The sequence below is a fragment of the Devosia sp. genome, assembly GCF_017307495.1.
GTDB lineage: Bacteria > Pseudomonadota > Alphaproteobacteria > Rhizobiales > Devosiaceae > Devosia_A.
Window position 1 is genome coordinate 55,577 of the sequence record NZ_JAFKHE010000018.1, and the last position, 19,801, is coordinate 75,377.

20 protein-coding genes are annotated in these 19,801 nt (G+C 67.2%); 9 read left to right on the forward strand and 11 right to left on the reverse strand.

From position 1 onward, the window contains the following. Positions 1 to 37 precede the first annotated feature (37 nt). Together J0I99_RS10915 and J0I99_RS10920 are read left to right on the forward strand one after the other, a co-directional pair. Positions 38 to 1,927 (forward strand): ABC-F family ATP-binding cassette domain-containing protein, encoded by a 1,890-nt coding sequence (locus J0I99_RS10915; RefSeq protein WP_291391524.1) that lies wholly within the window; start codon positions 38 to 40, stop codon positions 1,925 to 1,927. After that, complete coding sequence (locus J0I99_RS10920; RefSeq protein ID WP_291391525.1) at positions 1,924 to 2,355, forward strand: cupin domain-containing protein; 432 nt, start codon at positions 1,924 to 1,926, stop codon at positions 2,353 to 2,355. Before J0I99_RS10915 ends, J0I99_RS10920 begins: the two co-directional genes overlap by 4 nt. Positions 2,356 to 2,521: 166 nt before the next feature. On the opposite strand, the gene J0I99_RS10925 is transcribed toward J0I99_RS10920, so the two are convergent. The 3 genes from J0I99_RS10925 to J0I99_RS10935 are packed head-to-tail and all read right to left on the reverse strand — an operon-like array spanning position 2,522 to position 5,015. After that, on the reverse strand, positions 2,522 to 2,968 hold the full coding sequence (locus J0I99_RS10925) for a DNA polymerase III subunit chi (protein ID WP_291397581.1): 447 nt from the start codon (positions 2,966 to 2,968) through the stop codon (positions 2,522 to 2,524). Then, positions 2,965 to 3,525 (reverse strand): hypothetical protein, encoded by a 561-nt coding sequence (locus J0I99_RS10930; RefSeq protein WP_291397583.1) that lies wholly within the window; start codon positions 3,523 to 3,525, stop codon positions 2,965 to 2,967. The genes J0I99_RS10925 and J0I99_RS10930 overlap by 4 nt, the downstream gene beginning before the upstream one ends. Continuing rightward, positions 3,522 to 5,015 carry a leucyl aminopeptidase gene (locus J0I99_RS10935; protein ID WP_291397585.1) on the reverse strand — a complete coding sequence of 498 codons (1,494 nt, stop codon included), beginning with the start codon at positions 5,013 to 5,015 and terminating at the stop codon, positions 3,522 to 3,524. The genes J0I99_RS10930 and J0I99_RS10935 overlap by 4 nt, the downstream gene beginning before the upstream one ends. Positions 5,016 to 5,233: 218 nt before the next feature. On the opposite strand from J0I99_RS10935, the gene J0I99_RS10940 reads away from it, so the two are divergent. From J0I99_RS10940 to pdxA, 5 genes are all read left to right on the forward strand, one after another. Then, a complete protein-coding gene (locus J0I99_RS10940) occupies positions 5,234 to 6,322 on the forward strand; it encodes an LptF/LptG family permease (protein ID WP_291397587.1) in 1,089 nt (362 codons plus the stop codon). After that, entirely contained in the window at positions 6,319 to 7,371 is a 1,053-nt protein-coding gene (locus J0I99_RS10945) for an LptF/LptG family permease (RefSeq protein WP_291391530.1), read from the forward strand. The genes J0I99_RS10940 and J0I99_RS10945 overlap by 4 nt, the downstream gene beginning before the upstream one ends. Beyond that, positions 7,368 to 9,674 carry an LPS assembly protein LptD gene (locus tag J0I99_RS10950; RefSeq protein ID WP_291397589.1) on the forward strand — a complete coding sequence of 769 codons (2,307 nt, stop codon included), beginning with the start codon at positions 7,368 to 7,370 and terminating at the stop codon, positions 9,672 to 9,674. Before J0I99_RS10945 ends, J0I99_RS10950 begins: the two co-directional genes overlap by 4 nt. 84 nt (positions 9,675 to 9,758) lie before the next feature. After that, positions 9,759 to 10,637, forward strand: coding sequence for a SurA N-terminal domain-containing protein (locus J0I99_RS10955; protein ID WP_291397591.1), 879 nt, complete (start codon positions 9,759 to 9,761; stop codon positions 10,635 to 10,637). A 146-nt stretch (positions 10,638 to 10,783) separates the two neighbouring features. Continuing rightward, a complete protein-coding gene (pdxA, locus tag J0I99_RS10960) occupies positions 10,784 to 11,794 on the forward strand; it encodes a 4-hydroxythreonine-4-phosphate dehydrogenase PdxA (protein WP_291397592.1) in 1,011 nt (336 codons plus the stop codon). 179 nt (positions 11,795 to 11,973) lie between these two features. On the opposite strand, the gene J0I99_RS10965 is transcribed toward pdxA, so the two are convergent. Next, positions 11,974 to 12,423 (reverse strand): DUF305 domain-containing protein, encoded by a 450-nt coding sequence (locus tag J0I99_RS10965; protein WP_291397594.1) that lies wholly within the window; start codon positions 12,421 to 12,423, stop codon positions 11,974 to 11,976. A 121-nt stretch (positions 12,424 to 12,544) separates the two neighbouring features. Between J0I99_RS10965 and rsmA the strand changes: the two genes are divergently transcribed. After that, the gene (gene rsmA, locus J0I99_RS10970) at positions 12,545 to 13,378 is read left to right on the forward strand and encodes a 16S rRNA (adenine(1518)-N(6)/adenine(1519)-N(6))-dimethyltransferase RsmA (RefSeq protein WP_291397596.1); all 834 of its coding nucleotides are present in this window, start codon (positions 12,545 to 12,547) and stop codon (positions 13,376 to 13,378) included. Further along, a complete protein-coding gene (locus tag J0I99_RS10975) occupies positions 13,375 to 13,632 on the forward strand; it encodes a hypothetical protein (RefSeq protein WP_291397597.1) in 258 nt (85 codons plus the stop codon). The genes rsmA and J0I99_RS10975 overlap by 4 nt, the downstream gene beginning before the upstream one ends. A gap of 234 nt (positions 13,633 to 13,866) precedes the next feature. Here the strand turns inward: J0I99_RS10975 and J0I99_RS10980 are convergent, their stop codons facing one another. The 7 genes from J0I99_RS10980 to fabG form a co-directional block, all read right to left on the reverse strand. Beyond that, positions 13,867 to 14,160, reverse strand: a complete 294-nt coding sequence (locus J0I99_RS10980) for a hypothetical protein (protein ID WP_291397599.1) — start codon at positions 14,158 to 14,160, stop codon at positions 13,867 to 13,869. A 184-nt stretch (positions 14,161 to 14,344) separates the two neighbouring features. Then, positions 14,345 to 14,983: a guanylate kinase gene (gmk, locus tag J0I99_RS10985; protein ID WP_291391538.1), complete on the reverse strand. Its 639-nt coding sequence runs from the start codon at positions 14,981 to 14,983 to the stop codon at positions 14,345 to 14,347. A 3-nt stretch (positions 14,984 to 14,986) separates the two neighbouring features. Further along, positions 14,987 to 15,880, reverse strand: coding sequence for a YicC/YloC family endoribonuclease (locus tag J0I99_RS10990; RefSeq protein WP_291397600.1), 894 nt, complete (start codon positions 15,878 to 15,880; stop codon positions 14,987 to 14,989). Next, complete coding sequence (gene mltG / locus J0I99_RS10995; protein WP_291397601.1) at positions 15,880 to 17,019, reverse strand: endolytic transglycosylase MltG; 1,140 nt, start codon at positions 17,017 to 17,019, stop codon at positions 15,880 to 15,882. The genes J0I99_RS10990 and mltG overlap by 1 nt, the downstream gene beginning before the upstream one ends. A 75-nt stretch (positions 17,020 to 17,094) precedes the next feature. After that, positions 17,095 to 18,357, reverse strand: a complete 1,263-nt coding sequence (gene fabF, locus J0I99_RS11000; RefSeq protein ID WP_291390212.1) for a beta-ketoacyl-ACP synthase II — start codon at positions 18,355 to 18,357, stop codon at positions 17,095 to 17,097. A 32-nt stretch (positions 18,358 to 18,389) separates the two neighbouring features. Continuing rightward, complete coding sequence (locus tag J0I99_RS11005) at positions 18,390 to 18,626, reverse strand: acyl carrier protein (RefSeq protein ID WP_055048542.1); 237 nt, start codon at positions 18,624 to 18,626, stop codon at positions 18,390 to 18,392. A gap of 355 nt (positions 18,627 to 18,981) precedes the next feature. Next, positions 18,982 to 19,722 (reverse strand): 3-oxoacyl-[acyl-carrier-protein] reductase, encoded by a 741-nt coding sequence (fabG, locus tag J0I99_RS11010; RefSeq protein WP_291397603.1) that lies wholly within the window; start codon positions 19,720 to 19,722, stop codon positions 18,982 to 18,984. Positions 19,723 to 19,801: the final 79 nt, after the last annotated feature.

Genomic DNA, 19,801 nt, shown 5'->3' on the forward strand with positions numbered 1-19,801 from the left:
GGACAAGGGCGGGGCAAGTCGCTATCTCCCAGCCGCCATGCTGACCATTACAGACCTCACCTACCGCATCCAGGGGCGACCTCTTTTCGAGGGCGCCTCGCTGGTGCTGCCCGATGGCTCCAAGACCGGGTTCGTGGGCAAGAACGGCACCGGCAAGACGACGCTGTTCCACCTGATCCAGGGGCATATTGCGCCGGAGACGGGCTCCATCGAGGTCAACAAGAAGGCCCGCATCGGATCGGTGGCGCAGGAAGCGGTCGCCAGCGAGGTCAGCGTGCTCGACGTCGTGCTGATGGCCGACAGGGAGCGCACGGCGCTGCTGGCCGAAGCGGAGACGGCGACGGACCCGCACCGGATCGGCGACATCCACACGCGGCTTGCCGAGATCGACGCGCACACGGCCGAGGCGCGGGCTTCGACCATCCTCAAGGGCCTCGGGTTCGAGAAGGAGCGGCAGCTGGGGCCGACCTCGGAGCTCTCCGGCGGCTGGCGCATGCGCGTGTCGCTGGCGGCGGTGCTGTTTTCGCAGCCCGACCTGCTGCTGCTCGACGAGCCGACCAACTATCTCGACCTCGAGGGCACGCTGTGGCTGGAGAAGTATCTCCAGACCTATCCGTACACCGTGTTCATGATCAGCCACGACCGCGACCTGCTGAACAAGGCCGTGACCTCGATCGCGCATCTCGAACACCGCAAGCTCACCTTCTACAAGGGCGCCTACGACACGTTCGAAGAGACGCGCCGGATGCAGATGGAGCTCAACAACAAGAGCCGCGAGAAGACGCTCGACCAGATCGCGCACCTGCAGAAATTCGTCGATCGCTTCAAGGCCAAGGCCACCAAGGCCGCCCAGGCGCAGGCGCGCGTGAAGATGATCGCCAAGCTGAAGCCGCCGGCGGCGATGTTCGACGAAACCTCCCTGCCCTTCAACTTCCCGAATCCCAAGAAGATTCCGGCGACGCCGATGATGACCTTCGACAACGTGTCGGTGGGTTATGGGGACAAGGTGGTGCTCAGGCACATCACCAACCGCATCGACCCGGACGATCGCATCGCGCTGATCGGCGTCAACGGCAACGGCAAGTCGACCTTCGCCAAGCTGCTGTCGGGCGACCTGAGGCCGATGGGCGGCGAGATGCGCAAGGGCAAGGGGCTCGAGATCGCCTATTTCGCCCAGCACCAGCTCGACAAGCTGAAGCCCGAACAGACCCCATTCGAGCACATCGTCGAGCTGATGCCCTATGACAGCGAGGCCAAGCGCCGGAGCCGGGTGGCGCAGATGGGGCTCACCACCTCGCGCATGGACACCAAGGTGAAGAACCTCTCGGGTGGCGAGCGAGCGCGCCTGCTACTCGGGCTCATCACCTTCGGCGGGCCGGGCATGCTGATCCTCGACGAGCCGACCAACCACCTCGATATCGACAGCCGCGACGCGCTGGTCGCGGCGCTGAACGACTATACCGGCGCGGTGCTGATCATCTCGCACGACCGGCACCTGATCGATGCGACGGCAGACAAGCTGTGGATCGCGCAGAACGGCACGATAGAGGAATTCGACGACGATCTCGACTCCTACCAGCGCCAGCTCACGTCCAACTCGAACGGCAAGTCGAACAAGAAGGATTCCGGCCCGATCGTGGTCGAGGACCGCAAGGCAGCGCGGCAAGGCGCGGCGGCAAGGCGCGCCGAAGTGGCGCCGCTGCGCAAGTCGATCAAGGACGTGGAGCAGAAGCTCACCCGGCTCCGCACCGAACTGGCGCGGGTGGACGGCATCCTTGCTGACCCAAAGACCTATGACGGCGCGCCGGAGCGCGTGATATCGCTGGGCAGGGACAAGGCGCGCTTCGAAGGCGACATCGCCAGCGCAGAGGAGAAATGGCTGATGCTGAGCGAAGAGCTGGAAGCGGCCGAGAGGGCCCAGGCGTGAGCGAGGTGACGGCTTCCGACCTGATCAGCCTGCTCGGGCTCGAACCGCACCCGGAGGGCGGATTCTACCGGCAGACGTTCGCCGACGTGGCAACGGCGCAAGGCCGCCCGGCCTCGACGCTGATCTACTACATGCTCACCAACCGGCAGTCGGGCAAATGGCATCGCGTCACCGATGCGGCCGAGGTCTGGCACTGGTATGCGGGCGCCCCGATGACACTGGCCGTGTCGCGCGACGGCAAGCAGGTGAACGAGCGCGTGCTCGGCATCGACTTTAGCGCCGGGCAACGCCCGCAGATCGTCGTGCCGGCGAACGCCTGGCAGCGCGCCACGTGCCTCGGGGACTGGAGCCTGGTCGGCTGCACCGTGGCGCCCGGCTTCCAGTTCTCGAAATGGGAACAGGCGCCCGAGGGCTGGCAACCGGGCTGAGGCCTGGAGCGTGTGGCTCCACTACCCTCCCCATCAAGGGGAGGGAAACGAAAGAACCGAAGCATGCCGTCGGGTCTCCCTCCCCCTTGTGGGGAGGGTAGCGCAGCTAGGGCCTTGGCCCGTAGCGTAGCCAGGGTGGGGGTGTGCAGCGCGCACCAGAGGTCCCCTACCCCTTCTTCACCCACCGGCCGCCGGGCTCCTGCTGCCAGTAGGTCACTTCGTTGCCGTCGCGCAGGTTCTTCCAGGCGGCGCGGGCGTCGGTGAGGGCGTCTGGGTCGTGGCCGGAGAACATGAAGACGATGCGCTCGTAGCCGTCGCCGGATTGCGGCACGGCGCGGTCGACGAAGAAGCGGACCTGGGCGTTGTTGGGGTTGTGCGGGCGCGTGGTGATAAGCACTGGCTGCAGGTTGTCGGCATCGCCGCCGGCGCGGGCGTGCGGCAGGAAGCTGTCGTCGCGATAGGTCCAGAGCAGGTTGTCGATGGCCTCGGCACGCTCCTCGCTGCCGGTCTCGATGACGACATGCCAGCCCCGCTCCAGCGACTTCTCGACCAGCACCGGCAGCACGCGTTCGAGCGGCTGGCCCTCGAGGTGGTAGAACAGGATCTCGCTCATGGCGCCTCCGCCTCGAGTTCGGCAATGGCGCCGTTGGCTCGCGCGAAGTCGAGCATGGCGGCGGCGAGGCCGGCGGCCGGGCGATCCATGCCGCGGATCGGGATCAGGGCGAGGCCGGGCATATCGGTGCGCAAACCTATGGTGCCGGCGCGGCAGGGGCTGAGGCGGGTGTCCATCGGGGCGCGCAGGACGAGCTGCATGGCGCCGCCCCCGGGGGCGAGCGAGACATCCTCGACGGCGCTCCAGGGGATCGGCCCGTCGGTGACGCGACGATCGAAGACGCCGGCATCGTCGATCGACAGCACCGGTCGAGGCAGGCGGAGATCGGCAAGGATGGCCGCGGCCACGACGACGAAGAAGAGCCCCACCGCCGTGGTCGGGACGGCGAGAAAGCTCAGTTCCACCGTCGGCTGCATCGACAGGGCGCCGGCGAGACTGGCGAGCAGGAGGACCGCCGGCAGCAGCGCCAGCACGCCGACCAGCGCGGCGAGGCCAGCCACTGCCGGCAACCACAGCAGCGACGGATTGGCGGTCAGCGGACGCGGGGCCTCGGTCATTTGCCCTCGAAGTTGTCGCGCACCAGCCGATCGAGCAGCGCGACGCCGAAGCCGGAGGCCCAGGACTGGTTGGTTTCACTGGTCGGCGAAGCGAGGGCGACGGCAGCGATATCGAGATGCGCCCACGGCACGTCGTTGACGAAGCGCTTGAGGAACTGGGCCGCGGTGATCGAGCCGGCGGGGCGGCCACCGGAGTTCTTGATGTCGGCGAAGCGGCTCTCGATCAGCTTGTCGTAGGCGGCGCCGAGCGGCATGCGCCAGAGCTTCTCGCCCGTTGCGAGGCCGGCGGCGAGAAGCTGGGCGGCGAGTTCTTCGTTGTTGGAGAACAGGCCGGCGTGGTCGTTGCCGAGTGCGACGCCGATGGCGCCGGTCAGGGTCGCGAGGTTGACCATGAATCGCGGCTTGAAGCGGTCCTGCGTGTACCAGAGCGCATCGGCGAGGACGAGGCGACCCTCGGCGTCGGTGTTGACGATCTCGATGGTGGTGCCGCTCATGGCGGTGAGGATGTCGCCGGGGCGCATGGCGGTGCCCGAAGGCATGTTCTCGACCAGCCCGATGACGCCGATCGCGTTGACCCTGGCCTTGCGGGCGGCGAGGGAGTGCAGCAGGCCGGTGACCGCGGCGGCGCCACCCATGTCACCCTTCATGTCTTCCATGCCCAGGCCCGGCTTGATCGAGATGCCGCCGGAGTCGAACACCACGCCCTTGCCGATGAAGGCGAGCGGCGCCTCGCCGGCCTTGCCGCCGTTCCAGCGCATGATGACCAGCCGCGGCGGCCGCGCCGAGCCCTGCGCGACGCCGAGCAGCGCGTTCATGCCGAGCTTGCGCATGGCCGCTTCGTCGAGTTGCTCGACGTCGACGCCGAGACCGGTGAGCTTCTCGGCTTCGGCGGCGAACTCGAGCGTGCCCAGTACGTTGGGCGGCTGGTGGACGAGGTCACGGGCCAGGATGGTCCCCGAGGTAGCGGCATCGCGGTCGGCGATGGCGGCGTCGACGGCCGGGCGATCAGCAACGTGCAGGGTGACGGACAGCGCGGCGTCGCCGTTGTCCTCCTTCTTGGCCTTGTAGGCGTCGAAGCGGTAGTGGCGCAGCTTGAGGCCGGCCGCGAGCTCAGCGACACGGTCGGGGGTCGCCGCCTCCTCGTCGAGGATGACGGCGGCATTGCCGGCCCTGACACCCATCAGCTTGCCGGCGAGGGAACCGCCGCGGTCGGCCCAGGCCGAGAGCGAAGTCCCCTCCCCGGCCTTGCCGCTGCCCAGCACGAGCAGCCGATCGGCGGTGACGCCGTGCGGGGCGAGGACCTCGAAGGCGCTGCCCTGCTTGCCCTTGAAGCCGGCGGCGGCAGCGAGGGTCTTGAAGTCGAGGCCGGTCGACTGCCAGACGGCGGCGGCGGCTCCGACGGGCTCCGCGCCCTCGGACGCGTAGATCACCAGCGTGCCCGTCGCCTCCGGGTTGAGGGCGGCGGTCTTGATCTCGATCCGGCTGGGCATGAAAAAAGCAACCTTCTGGCAATGGGCGCGAACGCCGCGCTGACTTGAAGGTTCGACAGATAGACCGTCTGCCCGCCGCGTCAATCCCGCAACACCGGGCGGTGCAACGGCTCGGGCCCGCCCCTTTGACTTGCCAAGCGAGGGGGCGGGCGGGCACACTGCGCCGCGCCGCCCGGGCACGATCCGGCGTCCGGCGCGTCCCAAAACCCGTGTCCGGCATGAATCGGCTAAGCAGTTATTTCATCAAGCTTTTTGCCGCCGAAGCCGCTGGGCTGTTCGGGGTGGCGCTGACCATTATCTACCTCGCGCAGACGCTGAGACTCATCGACATCGACACGGTGCGGGAGCGCGGTCTCGGCGTCCTGTTCTGGCAGACGATACTGGCCGTGCCGCAGCTGGCGATTGCGTTTCTCTACACCTGCATCGCCATCGGGCTGGCGCGGGCGCTGCGCGGCATGCAGGCCTCGCGCGAACTGCACATCACGCATGTGGCACAGCTGCTGCCGACCCTGCTGCGGGCCGTGCTCGTCTACGCCGGCATCGGCATGGTGCTGGTGCTGGTGCTGTCGCACGCGATCGATCCGATGGTGCAGCGTGCGACCAATGTCCTGCAGGCCCAGGCTGCGGCGGACCTTGTCGGGCGCTCGCTGGTACCCAACCGGTTCGCGGAGCTGGACGATGGCGTGACGGTGACCGTGGGCGGACGCGGGCCGCGCGGCGAGATCACCTCGTTCTTTGCCGACGACAATCGCGACCCGCGGACGCGCCGCACCTATATCGCCGACTCGGCGGTGATCTCGAGCGATGAACTGGGCTACGTGCTGCAGCTCGCGCGGGGAACGATCCAGTACCGGACGTCCGAGGGGCAGTTCTCCGAGATTTCCTTCGATCGCTACGACATCGCGCTCGAGCGGCTGACGGGCGAACCCGACACCGAGAAGCGCCGCCGCAACCTGCCGACGTGGGACATGGTCAGCGCGGCACTGGCCGACGGCAACTGGCCGAACGAGTGGGTGAACCGCATCGCCGAGCGGACCGCCGACGGACTGCGCGTGCTGGCGCTCTGCCTGCTCGTCGTCGCGATCAGCGGCTTTCCCTCCGGGCGGCGCCGCGAGCCGCGCATTCCGATCGAGGTCACGGTGCTGTGCGCCGTGCTGGTCGAGCGGGTCCTGACCAGCTACGCGCTGATCGGCAGCTGGCAGCAGCAGTTCGTCGGCGTGCTGGTCATGCTCGTCGTGGCACTGGTCGTTCTCGGCGTGCGGCTGAGGCTGTTCTCCCCCGTACCGCGGGAGGCCCACAGCGCATGAACCGGATCGACTGGGTGGTGGTGCGACGATTGCTCGGCAGCGTGGGCCTGACGCTGGTGGTGCTCTATGGCATCGCGGCGCTCGCCGAGTCACTGAACCTCGGGCGCTTCAACCGGCTGTCGGCGCTCGGTGGACCGCCGCTCGCCATCACCGGCATCGTGCTGGGGGCGGCGCGCTGGATGATCGACACCCTGCCCTTCACCTTCCTCGTCGGCGCGATCGCCGGCCTGCTCAGCCTGCAGTCGACGCGCGAGATGACTGTGATCAAGGCCTCCGGCCTGTCGGTCTGGCGGGTGATGAAGGCGCCGCTGGCCGCAACGATCCTCGGCGGGTTGCTGGTGGCGCTGGTGTTCGATTCCGGCCTGGTGTGGCTGAACCGCTCGGTGCTGCCGCCGGCCAGCAGTTCGGACGGCTCGGGGCTGTGGCTCGACGAGCGCCGGGCCGATATCCACTACATTCTGGAGGCGACGGCGACCGATGCCGGCGGGACCAACCTCAAGGACGTGACGGTGTTCCTGATGGACCAGCCGCGCGATCGCATCGAGGCCCCCGAGGCGCGGCTCGAGGGCGACGCATGGGTAATGCCGGAGGCGACCCGGCACCGGGCGGCGGAATTGTCGCAGAAGATCACGGACTTCCACCTGCCGACATCGCGGACGGCGGGCGACATGCGGGCCCGGCTGTCGACCACCGGCGACCTGACGGTCTGGGAACTGGCTGCCTCGCTGGCATCGCGGCTCAACGATCCGGGCGAGCGTGCGGCGGTCGAGACGCGATTCCTGCGCCTCATCGGCCTGCCGCTCAGCCTGTGTGGCTCGCTCGTCATTGCCTTCGCATTTACGGCCGGTTATCGAAGGACGAATAAATATGGCGGGGCGGTGCTTTATGGTATCGTCCTTGGTGTCTTGGTTTATGTGGTGAGCGAGATGGCGGGACGTGCCGGGGGCGCCGGCGTGATGCATCCCGCCATTGCGGTCGCCGGGCCGGCAGTGGTGGCCATCGTCATTGGCGTGACGGTGCTGCTCAACAGGGAAGACGGGCGGACGTGACCATTCCAGGCCGCGACCTGAGGGGGGAAATGCGCCAGCTCGGCGCCGCGCTCCTGCTCGCCCTTGCTACCGGCATCGGCTCGATCGCACCGGCCGCCGCGCAGTACCTCCCCGAGGACTTCTTCGCGACACTGCCCGAACCCGGTTCGCCCGCCCAGGTCGAGGCCAACACGCTCGCCTACGACAAGCGCGCCGACGTGATCAGCGCCGAGGGGCGAGTGATCATGACCTATTCCGGCTACCGGATCAGCTGCGACGACCTGCGCTACGAGCAGCAGTCGGGTCGCCTGATCTGTACGGGCAATGCCGAAGTGCTCGACCCCAGCGGGACGAAATACCAGGCGGACCGGATTGAAGTGACGGGCGGGATGAAGGAGGCCTTCATCCAGTCGCTGACGCTGACCACCAAGGACGGCGCCATGGTGACGGCGCGCGACGTCACCTACTCCAAGACGCTCGAGACGGTGCTCAACGACGCCACCTACTCGCCGTGCGGGCTATGCATCGACGACAAGGGCCGGCGGATCGGCTGGCGCGTCAAGGCCGCCAAGCTGGTGCAGAACGCCGAGACCAAGACGGTCTATCTCGAACAACCCTCGCTGGAAGTGCTGGGCGTGCCGATCGCCTGGCTGCCGTGGCTGTCGCTGCCCGATCCGACCTCGAAGCGCAACGCCGGCTTCCAGCTGCCCAGCGTCGACTACTCGCCAGACTATGGTGCACGGGTCAATGCGCCCTACCTCATCACGGTCGGCGAGGACATCGACATCCTGCTGACGCCGTCGCTGATGACCCGGCAGGGCTTCCTGATGGCGGCCGAGTACCAGCAGCGCTTCACCTATGGCGCGTTCTCGGTGAAGGGCTCGGGCCTCTACCAGCTCGATCCGGGCGCCTTCGACGGCATCGGCGACCGGTCATGGCGCGGGGCGATCCAGACGGCCGGCAAGTTCGAGCCGGTCAAGACCTGGACGGTCGGCTGGTCGTACAGCAAGTTCTCGGACGCGGCCTACCTCGACGACTACCGGTTCGACACCTCGGACTGGACGGTCAACGAGATCTACGCGACGCACCTGAGCGCCGATTTCTACGGCGACGTGCGGCTGCAGGAATTCCTCAAGCTCGGCCAGTTCGACAGCGACGCGGACGCCCGCGAGGCGCAGGACCAGCAGGCGCTGACTGCCCCGAACGCGCGCGGCGCCGGCTATTTCGACCTCGGCGACATGGGACAGATCCGCGCCAATGGCAGCCTGCTCGGCGTGTATCGCGACGAGGATGCGATCGAGAAATACAACGGCGTCACCTACGCGCTGGGCTACGAAGGCCAGAAGACGCATGCCAGCGGCGAAGTCAGCTGGCAGAAGCAGATCGTCACCGCCGGGGGCATGGTCGCCACCCCGTACCTCGGCGTGCGCGCCGACATCGCCAACTACGACCGCGGAGACGCCTTGACCATGGGCGAGCCGGGCGACCAGTACCTGTTCACGGCGACCCCGATCGCGGCGATCGACGTGCGCTGGCCGCTGATCGCCAGCAACGGGCCCGATACGCACCTGCTCGAGCCGGTGGCGCAGCTGGTCTATCGCGGGTCGGACACGAGCCTTGTCGGCATCACCAACGACAACGCGCACAGCTTCGTGCTCGATGACACCAACCTGTTCTCGTACGACCGCTTCACCGGGCCGGACCGGCAGGAGACGGGGCTCAGGGCCAATGTCGGGGCGCGCTACCTCGCCAATTTCTCGGGCGGACAGTGGCTCGAGATCGTCGGCGGGCAGAGCTTCCAGCTTGCCGGCGTGAATGCCTTCGGCGCGGCCGACCCGACCAATACCGGCGTCGGCAGCGGGATGGAGGACGATGCGTCCTACATCGTGCTCGGCGCGCGCGGTTCGCCCTACGAGGGCATGACGCTGGGCGCCAAGCTCCAGCTCGACCCCGACGGCCCGCACGTGGCGCGCGCCGGGCTGGGCGGCGACTATGCCGTGGGCGATTATTCGGTGGGGGGCGACTACATCTACCTGCCCGCCGACGCCGACACCGGCGTCGTCTCCGACCAGCACGAGGTCACCGTGCGCGCCTCGGCGCCGCTGCCGATCGACTACTGGAAGGCGAACGGCAGCGTGTCGTGGGACATCGCGGCCGGCGAGTGGCTGGAGACACGCGGCGAGCTGGTCTATGACGACGGGTACTTCCTCGCCGGAGGCTTCGCCCAGGCCAACGGACCGACGCATGAAGACGGGGAGTCGATCCAGTTCGGCCTCAAGTTCGCCCTCAAGGCGCCCAACACCGAGTACGGTGTCGGGTACTAACGGATTTTGGCCGTATTCTTCAAACAAGAGGAGCATCGCCGGGGGCGATCCGGCAGGCTTCCAGGAACACAAATGGTGACGACAATGCTCCGCCTCATCGCTGCACTGCTGATCGGTGTCACTCTCAGCGTCGCGCCGGCCTATGCCGCGACCAAGGTGACGGTGAACGGAGTGCCGATCTCGGACATCGAGATTTCGCAGCGCACCAAGCTGCTGTCACTCGAAGGCGGCGGCGGCAGCTCCAAGGCGGCGATGGACCAGCTGATCAACGAACAGCTGCAGCTGCAGGAAGCCAAGAAGTTCAACATCACCATCACCGAGCAGCAGGTCGATGATGCGTTCCAGCAGGTGTCGCGCAACGTCAAGGTGTCGACCGACAAGCTGCGCGAGATCCTGCTCAGCCGCGGCGTGAGCGTCGACACGATGCGGGCCCGCCTGCGCGCCGCCCTCGCCTGGCAGCAGCTGAGCGGCATCGTCGTGCAGAGCCGCGTCAAGGTCTCCGACCTCGATCTCGACAAGGAAGCATCGGCAGCGCTCAACACCGATACGAGCTACGACTACATCCTCAAGGAAATCCTGTTCATCAGCACGACCGGCAATGCCGCGGCCCGCACGGGCCAGGCCAATGCCTATCGCAAGGCTTTCACCGGCTGCGACAGCGCGGTGCAGCTGTCGCTGAACTATACCGATGCGGCGGTGCGCGAGATGGGCCGGCGGCACGCCACCCAGCTGCCCGACGCGCTGGCCAAGGAGCTGGCCGGCCTGAACGTCGGCGGCATCACCAAGCCGCGCGTCACCGAGCAGGGCGTCTCGATGCTCGCCGTCTGCGCCAAGAACGCGGCGCGCGACACCACCTTCATCAAGAACAAGCTGCGCAGCCAGCAGGGCAGCGAGGCGATGAAGGCCGAGAGCGAGAAGTACCTGCAGGAACTCAAGGCCAAGGCAAAGATCGTCTACAGCTGATCGGCCGGGGCTGCCGGCATTGGACCAATGAAGTGTCCAATGCCTTAGGAAACGGCGTGGTAGACAAGCTCGCGTAGCGGCGGGGCAAACCGGTCCCGCCCTGGATGTGCGCCGGCCTGCCCGGCAGTCAGAGACATGAGGACGCCGTGGCCGACACGACCTTGCCGCTGGCCATCAGCATGGGGGAGCCCGCGGGCATCGGGCCGGACCTGATCCTGAGGCTCTACGCCCGTCGGGCCGAACTGCGGCTGCCGCCCTTCATCGTGTTCGGGCACTTCGATTTCCTCGCCGCGCGCGCTGCCCGCCTTGGGCTGTCGATCCGGCTAGAGCACAGCATGCCGACGGAAGCGGCGGCGCGCTTTGCCAACGCCCTGCCCGTCGTGCATGTCGAGGGACTGGTGCCCGACAAGCCGGGCGAGCCAACCGCCCTTTCCGGCAAGGTGGTGATCGAGTCGATTGCCCAGGCGACGAATGCGACAGTGACCGGCGCCTGCCGCGGCCTCGTCACCGCGCCGATCCACAAGGCCGTGCTCTATACGGCCGGCTTCAAGTATCCCGGCCACACCGAATTCCTCGCCGCGCTCTGCGACCGGGACGGCAACCTGCCGATGCCGGTGATGATGCTGGCGCACGAGGAGTTGCGCGTCGTTCCGGCGACCATCCACGTCCCGATCCGCGACGTCCCCGGGCTGCTGACGCAGGAGCTGGTGGCGGAGACCGGGCGGATCGTGGCGCATGACCTGCGCACGCGCTTCAGCATTGCCGCGCCGCGGCTGGGCTTTGCGGGGCTCAACCCGCACGCCGGCGAGGGCGGCAAGATCGGCACCGAGGATCTCGATATCGTCGCGCCGGCCGTCGCGCAGCTCCAGCACGAGGGCATCATGGCCGAGGGGCCGATACCCGCGGATACGCTGTTCTACCTGCCGCACTGGCGGCACTACGACGCGGTGATCGCCATGTACCATGACCAGGCGCTGATCCCGATCAAGACGGTGGCCTTCGACGAGGCAGTGAACGTGACGCTCGGACTGAAGATCGTCAGGACCTCGCCCGACCACGGCACAGCCTTCGACCTTGCCGGAACCGGCAAGGGCTCGGATGCAAGCTTCCTCGCCGCGCTGCGCCTGGCGGATCGGCTGACGGGCGGGCAGGCATAGCCGGTTCAGGCCTCGATCGTGAGGGAGCGCTCGGAGTCATTCCCGCGAAAGCGGGAACCTCTGCTTTCGGCGCGAGTGGCCAAACGGAGATCCCCGCTTTCGCGGGGATCACCCGGTGGCTCGTCCGGACCGGAGTGGAGAAGCCCGCTTCCGACGGCGAGGGGTCTGCCGGCTACCGCTTACTGTTTCTGCTTGTCGAGCCAGGCCAGCATGTCGGCGATTTCCTTTTCCTGGGCGGTGATCACGCCCTGCGCGAGTCCCTTCACCCAGGCATCGTCGCCATTGGCCAGCTCGGCCTTGGCCATGGCGATGGCGCCGCGGTGATGCGGGATCATCGAGCAGACGAAGGCGACGTCGATGTCGGTGGCGGTGGCGCCAGCCATCATGTCGGCGTTCATCTGCGCCATGCCGGCCATCAGGTCGGTATGCGCGGCGTCGCCGCCACCCATCATGGCGCCGCCGCCATCACCCATCATGGCGCCGCCGCTGCCGCCCATCATCATGCCGGCATGCCCGGCATTGGCGGTGCAGATGGCCGGCAGGCCCGCATCGACCGAAACGGCCTCCTGCGCGGTGGCGATGCCGGGCAGCGCGACCAGAGCAAGTGCAGCGATCATGTTCTTGAGCATGGTGGAACTCCTCTCGTTTGCCGACGAACGTCGCCGGCCGATCGTTCGTTCCTGCACCTTGCCACCATGGCAAGGTCAAGCGGCATTTGCGTTCCCCGATAAATCCGCTATCCCGGCTGGCATGCAGATCGACACCCTCCCCCCGCTGCGCGACGTGATTGCCGCCCACGGGCTCCGCGCCAAGAAGGAACTCGGACAGAACTTCCTGCTCGACCTGAACCTGACGGCACGCATCGCCCGCGCGGCCGGCGGGCTGGAGGGCGTCACGGTGATCGAGGTGGGGCCCGGGCCGGGCGGGCTGACGCGGGCGTTGCTGGCCGAGGGCGCAAAGAAGGTGATCGCCATCGAGCGGGACGAGCGTGCCCTGCCCGCGCTGGCGCAGATCGCGGCAGCCTATCCGGGGCGGCTGGAGGTGATTGCGGGCGATGCGCTGGAGATCGACTACGCGGCACTGGCCGACGGCCCGACCAAGATCGTCGCCAACCTGCCCTACAATATCGGCACGGAGCTGCTGACGCGCTGGCTCACGGTCGATCCCTGGCCGCCCTATTTCGAGAGCCTGACGCTGATGTTCCAGCGCGAGGTGGCCGAGCGCATCGTCGCGCAACCCGGTTCGGACGCCTATGGGCGGCTCGGCGTGCTTTGCGGCTGGCGGACCGAGGCGCGCATCGCCTTCAACGTCGGGCGCGAGGCGTTCACTCCGCCGCCCAAGGTGACCTCAAGCGTCGTGCATCTGAAGCCCAGGGCGACCACCGACGGCGTTGCGGTGCGCGACCTCGAGGCGGTGACGCGCGCCGCCTTCGGGCAGCGCCGCAAGATGGTGCGACAGAGCCTCAAGTCGCTTGGCGTGCCGATGGAGTCGCTGCTGGCGGCAGCCGGGCTCAAGGGCGACGAGCGGGCCGAGACGCTGCCGGTCGCGACCTTCCTCAAGCTGGCCAGGGCGCGACGCGGATGAGCGGCGTCTTCGCGCTGGTCGCGGCGTTCATCGCCTTTGCCGTACCGATCGCGGTGCCACTGTTCGTCCAGAGCTGGCGCGGCTTTGCCGTCGTGACGGCGACCGGTGCGCTGTTCTTCACCTGGGTGACGTTCGACCTGGGCAACCCGGCCGGGATCACGCAGGCGCTCGGCCCGTTCGTGTTCGGGCTGGCGCTGTTCGGTTTTGCGGCCGGCGTGGTCGCGAAGTTCGTGATGCTGCTGGGGCGAAGGTAGGCCGCACCCCTCGCCTGGGGCATTCACCATCGATGAGAGGCACGATGTTGTTGCTTCCAACACCGGGTGTCATCCCAGCGAAAGCCGGGATCCATCTCTCGGCTGGACGCGGGCTGCGCGCTGGATCCCGGCTTTCGCCGGGATGACAGTTGGTGGGAGATGGCAGCAGTGGAGCCATCGGCTCGCGGCAATAGTGAAAGCCACACCCGCCGGGTCATCCCTGCGAAAGCGGGGCTACCCGCTCACCGTCGGCTTGCTGACCGTGCCGTCGCCGGTCACCTCGATCTCGGCAACCGTCATGGTGCGCTTGAGGATGGTGGCGGCGCGAGTGAGGAGCGCGGTGTTGACCTCGGCCGCGCTCATCTTGTCGGTGGTGCTGGCCCAGACCTTCAAAGTCAGGTTGTGGTCGAAGGCCTTGTGGGCGGTGATCTCACGCAAAACGACTTTGACTCTGGCCTGGGTCCGATCGGCAAACTTCGGATGCCGGTGCAACTCGTCGATCGTGCATGCCTTGACTTCGAACGGCATGATCAGGTCCCCCGCGAGCGACAGACTCTGCCTGTTCCGAGGTGGGCGGAAGCAGGGCACGCGAACCATCCACAGATGCACGTGGGTTATCCACAAGCAGCTGCTCGCACAGTTAAGGCATTACCTTAACAGGATCGCCGTCACAGGACGGCCGGACCGGTTCGCAGTCTCCTCGCGGAGCTTCCTAAAGAGAGTCGATCTGATCCTGCAAGTCCTTGACGAACTTATCCAATTGTAGAAAGCGCGAACGCTCGAGCCGGGCCGCCGCGAGAATGGTGCGCACGCGGCTGGTCGAATCCTCGAGATCCTCGTTGATCAGCACGTAGTCGTACTCGTTGTAGTGCTGCATCTCGATGCGGGCGTTCTTGAGCCGCTTGTCGATGGTACCGGCACTGTCCTGGGCTCGCCGCTCGAGGCGCTTGCGCAGTTCCTTGATCGAGGGCGGCAGGATGAAGATCGTCACCATGTCGGCACGGCACTTCTCGTAGAGCTGCAGCGTGCCCTGGTAGTCGATGTCGAACAGGATGTCGCGGCCGTTGGAGAGCCGCTCCTCGACGCGCGAGCGGGGCGTGCCGTAGAAGTTGCCGTGGACCTCGGCGCTTTCGAGCAGTTCGCCCTCGGCCCGCATCTTCTCGAACGCCGGCACGTCGATGAAGTGGTAGTGGACGCCGTCCTTCTCGTCGGTCCGGCGCGCGCGCGTGGTCACCGAGACCGAGAGCGCGATGTTCGGATCGTCGGCGAACAGGGCGCGGGAGATCGACGATTTGCCCGCCCCGGAGGGCGAGGCCAGCACCAGCATCACGCCGCGGCGCGCGTGTTCCATGGGTTACTCGATATTCTGAACCTGCTCGCGGAGCTGATCGATCACGGCCTTGAGGTCGAGGCCGATGGCGGTGAGCGCCACGTCGTTGGACTTGGAGCAAAGCGTATTCGCTTCGCGGTTAAATTCCTGTGACAGGAAATCGAGCTTCCGGCCCACCGGCCCGCCGCCGGCAACCAGGTGGCGCGCCGCGGCGATGTGGGCGACGAGGCGGTCGAGCTCCTCGCGGATGTCGGCCTTGGTGGCGAGCAGCATCGCCTCCTGCGCCAGCCGCTCCTCGGAGAGTGCCGGCGTGGTCTCGCTGAGCTCGGCGATCTGCTGGCGCAGACGCGCCAGGATAGCTTCGCGGCTGCGGCCGGGATGGAGCTCGGCGGCCTTGGTCAGGGCGGCGATCTCGTCGATGCGTTCGTTGAGGATTGCCGCGATGCGGGCGCCCTCCTCCTTGCGTGCGGCGACGAGCCCGGCGACGGCCTTTTCGACGGCAGCGAGGATGGCCGCATTGAGCGCCTCTTCCTCGTCGGCCGGCAACGGGCTTTCGTGCTGCTCGAGCACGCCGCGCAGGGCGAGAATGCCGTCAAGGCGCGGCCTCTCGGCGTCGACGCGGGTCTCGAGCCACTTGAAGCCATCGAGCACCGCCTCGAGCGCCTGATGGTTGACGACGACGCGCCCGCCCTCGCCCTCACGGTCGACGCTGAGGGAGACGGTCAGCGACCCACGCGTGATCGACTTGCCGATGAGCCGGCGGATTTCGCCTTCCAGCGCATCGAAACCCGGCGCGAGGCGCATGCGCAGGTCGAGGCCGCGGCCGTTCACCGATTTCAGCTCGATGGCGAAGCTGACGCCGGGTACGGCGCCCGCGGCGCGGGCATAGCCGGTCATGCTCTGCAGCGTGGCGGCCATTACTGGACCTGCTCGACGGTCTCGCCGGCACCCTTGGCCTGCTCGGCCTCGAGCGCTTCCTTGGCCGCCTCGGCATCGGCCTCGGCGGCCGCCTTACGGTAGAGTGCAACGTTCTTGCGATGCTGCGCATAGGTCGCGGCGAACAGGTGGCCGTCGGCCGGGTCGGCGCTCTTGGCCACGAAGTAGAGGTCGTTGGTGGCGGCCGGATGGGCGACAGCGGCCAGCGACTTCTCCCCCGGGTTGGCGATCGGGCCGGGCGGCAGCCCGTCGACCTGGTAGGTGTTGTAGGGCGTCTTCTGCTTGAGCTCGGACGAGGTCGGCCCCCGGTTGAGGATGGCCTTGCCCTGGGTGACGCCGTAGAGCACCGTGGGGTCGGTCTGTAGCCGCATGCCCTTCTTCAGCCGGTTGATGAACACGGCGGCGACCTGCGGGCGCTCGGTCTCGAGCCCGGTCTCCTTCTCGACGATCGAGGCCAGGGTCAGCAGGTCCTCGGGCGACTTGATGACGCTGTCGATGGCGCGATCGCGCCCCTCCCAGATCTCGGCAAGCCGGGCCTTCATCTGGGCCTGCATCTTGTCGAGCACCGACTGGCGGGTATCGCCCGGAAAGAAGTCGTAGCGCACGGCGAGGAGCGAGCCCTCGGCCGGTACGGTGACGGGCTCGCCCGTCAGGTTCGGGTTATCGGCGTTCAACCGCTCGGCGACGAGGAACGAGGTGTCGCCGGGGATGACGTTGACGAAGAAGTCGAGCGACTTGCCCTCGGTCAGCTCCCTGAGCACGTCGGCCATCGAGGAATTGGCCTTCAGCAGGTACACGCCCTGCTTGAGGTCCTTTTCCTTCTTCAGGCCGTAGGCCCCGACGCGGAAGATCAGCTGGCTGGGGATGACCTGGCCGGGCGGGATGAGCCCCTGCTCCTCCAGCCGCTGCGCGGTCGTCCCCATCGAGGCGCCCTTGTCGACGGTGAAGTTGGTGTCGGCCTTGACCGCGCCAGGCGTGTAGAAGGCGTTGGCGCCGTAAAGGAAGATGCCGACGCCGACCAGGATGCCGAGCACAAGCAGCGTCAGCAGCGCATTGATGACGTCGACGAAGCCCCCACGGCGGCGTTTCCTCGCCCGCTTGTCGCTGCGCTCGTTGGCCATTGGACGAACCCTCCCAGGGCGGCGGCACTAGTACCAGAAGACGACAGAAGTACGAACCCGCTGGGGCCCGGGAGTTCAGCTGGCCTTGCGGAAGATCAGCGAGGCATTGGTGCCGCCGAAGCCGAAGGAGTTGGAGAGGGCAATGTTGACCTCCTTCTTCCTGGCCTTGTGGGGCACGAGGTCGATCACCGTCTCGACCGATGGGTCGTCGAGATTGATCGTGGGAGGCAGCATGCTGTCGCGCATGGCGAGCAGGCAGAAGATCGCCTCGACCGAACCTGCGGCGCCGAGCAGGTGCCCGATCGCCGACTTGGTGGAGCTCATCGCCGCCTTCGGGGCCGCGTCGCCGAGCATGCGGGTCACCGAGCCGAGTTCGATCTCGTCGCCGAGCGGCGTCGAGGTGCCGTGGGCGTTGATGTAGTCGATCTCGGACGGCTTGATGCCGGCCCGCTTCACCGCCGCCTGCATGCAGCGGAAGCCGCCGTCGCCGTCCTCGGACGGGGCGGTGATGTGGTAGGCGTCGCCGGAGAGGCCGTAGCCGATCACTTCGCCATAGATCTTGGCGCCGCGGGCCTTGGCGCGCTCGTAGTCCTCGAGCACGACGATGCCGGCCCCCTCGCCCATGACGAAGCCGTCGCGGCCCTTGTCATAGGGCCGGGATGCCTTCTCGGGCTGGTCGTTGTAGCCGGTGGAAAGGGCGCGGCAGGCGGCGAAGCCGGCGATCGACAGCCGGTTGACCGGGGACTCGGCGCCGCCGGCCACCATGACGTCGGCATCGCCCAGCGCGATCAGCCGAGCCGCGTCGCCGATGGCGTGCGCACCGGTCGAGCAGGCGGTGACCACGGAGTGGTTCGGGCCCTTCAATCCGAAGCGGATCGAAACGTTGCCCGAGGCCATGTTGATGATGCGGCCCGGGATGAAGAATGGGCTGATGCGGCGCGGGCCGCGTTCGTGCAGGGTGATCGAGGCATCGTAGATGCCGCCGATCCCGCCGATGCCCGAGCCGATCAGCGTGCCGATACGGTATTTTTCTTCTTCGGTCCTGGGCTCGACCCCGGCGTCGGCGATGGCCTGGGTGGCCGCCGCCATGGCGAAGACGATGAAAGGATCAACCTTGCGTTGCTCCTTCACGTCCATCCATTCGTCGGGATTGAACTTGCCGTCCGCGTAGTCGCCGAGCGGGATGCGGCCGGCAATCTGGGCGGCGAGATCATCGACCTGGAAGTCGTCAATCCGCTTTACGCCGCTCTTGCCGGCAAGAATGTTGGACCAGGTAGCCTCGATCCCACAGCCCAAAGGGCTGACGATCCCCATCCCGGTGACGACGACGCGGCGCAGTTCCATCGAAGAAGCCGTTCAGCGGTCGGCGCTTAGCCGACGGCCTTGGTCAGGTAGGCGACGGCGTCGCCGAAGGTCTGGATCGATTCCGCGGCGTCATCCGGGATCTCGACGTTGAACTCTTCCTCGAAAGCCATGACCAGCTCGACCTGATCGAGCGAGTCGGCGCCCAGATCGTCGATGAAGCTGGCCTTATCGACGACCTTCTCCGCATCCACGTTGAGGTGTTCGACAACGATCTTGCGGACGCGATCAGCGATATCGCTCATATTTGACTTCCCTTGTTACCAGACTGGTTGTTCGTTCTCATTCGGCCGGGAGGTGCTGGATTAGAGCTTTCCCTCGGACCCGCCGCCATTCGCGGCCGACTGTAGGCATTGAACTCACCCCTCGCAAGGGTGGCCCAAGCCCGAAATCAGCGGCGGACGTAACACACTTCCCAGGCCATTGCCATATTGCGCGAACGCCGCTTTCCCCAGCCTTCGTGCTTGCATTGCACTTGCGGACACCTGCCGGAGGCTGCCCTCCCCCTTGCGGGGAGGGCCTGGGAGTGGGGGTCCATCGGGGAGCGCCGGACCATCCCTCCCTCTTTCCCTCCCCCTCAGAGGGGGAGGGAGGCAGTCCTCAGAGCATCACCATGCCGCCATTGACGTTGAGCGTGTGGCCCGTGATGTAGCCGGCCTCGTTGGAGGCCAGGAACACCACCGCCGCCGCCACTTCCTCGGCATGGCCCAGGCGGCCGGCCGGGACCTTGGCGAGAATGCTCTCACGCTGCTTGTCGTTCAGTTCGTCGGTCATGGCCGAGCCGATGAAGCCCGGCGCCACGGTGTTGACCGTGATGTTGCGCGAAGCGACTTCGTAGGCCAGCGCCTTGCCCATGCCGATCAGGCCGGCCTTGGACGCGGCATAGTTGCCCTGGCCCGGATTGCCGACCACGCCGACCACCGAAGTGATGCCGACGATGCGGCCGAAGCGCTGCTTCATCATGCCCTTGAGCACGGCGCGCGTCAGGTGGAAGGCGGACGTGAGGTTCACGGCCAGCACCTCGTCCCACTCCTCGTCCTTCATGCGCATGAACAGGTTGTCGCGGGTGACGCCGGCATTGTTGACGAGGATGTCGATGCCGCCGAGAGCCGCCTCGGCAGACGGGACAAGCTTGTCGACCGCATCGAGGTCTGACAGGTTGGTGGGGATGATCGGATGATCGCCGCCGCCGAGCGCGGCCCTGGTCTCTTCCAGTGCACCGACGCGGGTGCCGCTGAGGGCTACGCGAGCGCCGGCGCCGGCCAGCGCCTTGGCGATCTCGCGCCCGATGCCGCCGGAGGCACCGGTGACGAGGGCGCGTTTGCCAGTCAGATCAAACATTTATCGGCTCCCTTGGAGAGTCTGATTCATCGTTCTATTGGGGCTCATCCCCTCACCCGTCTCGGCCTCCGGCCGATCC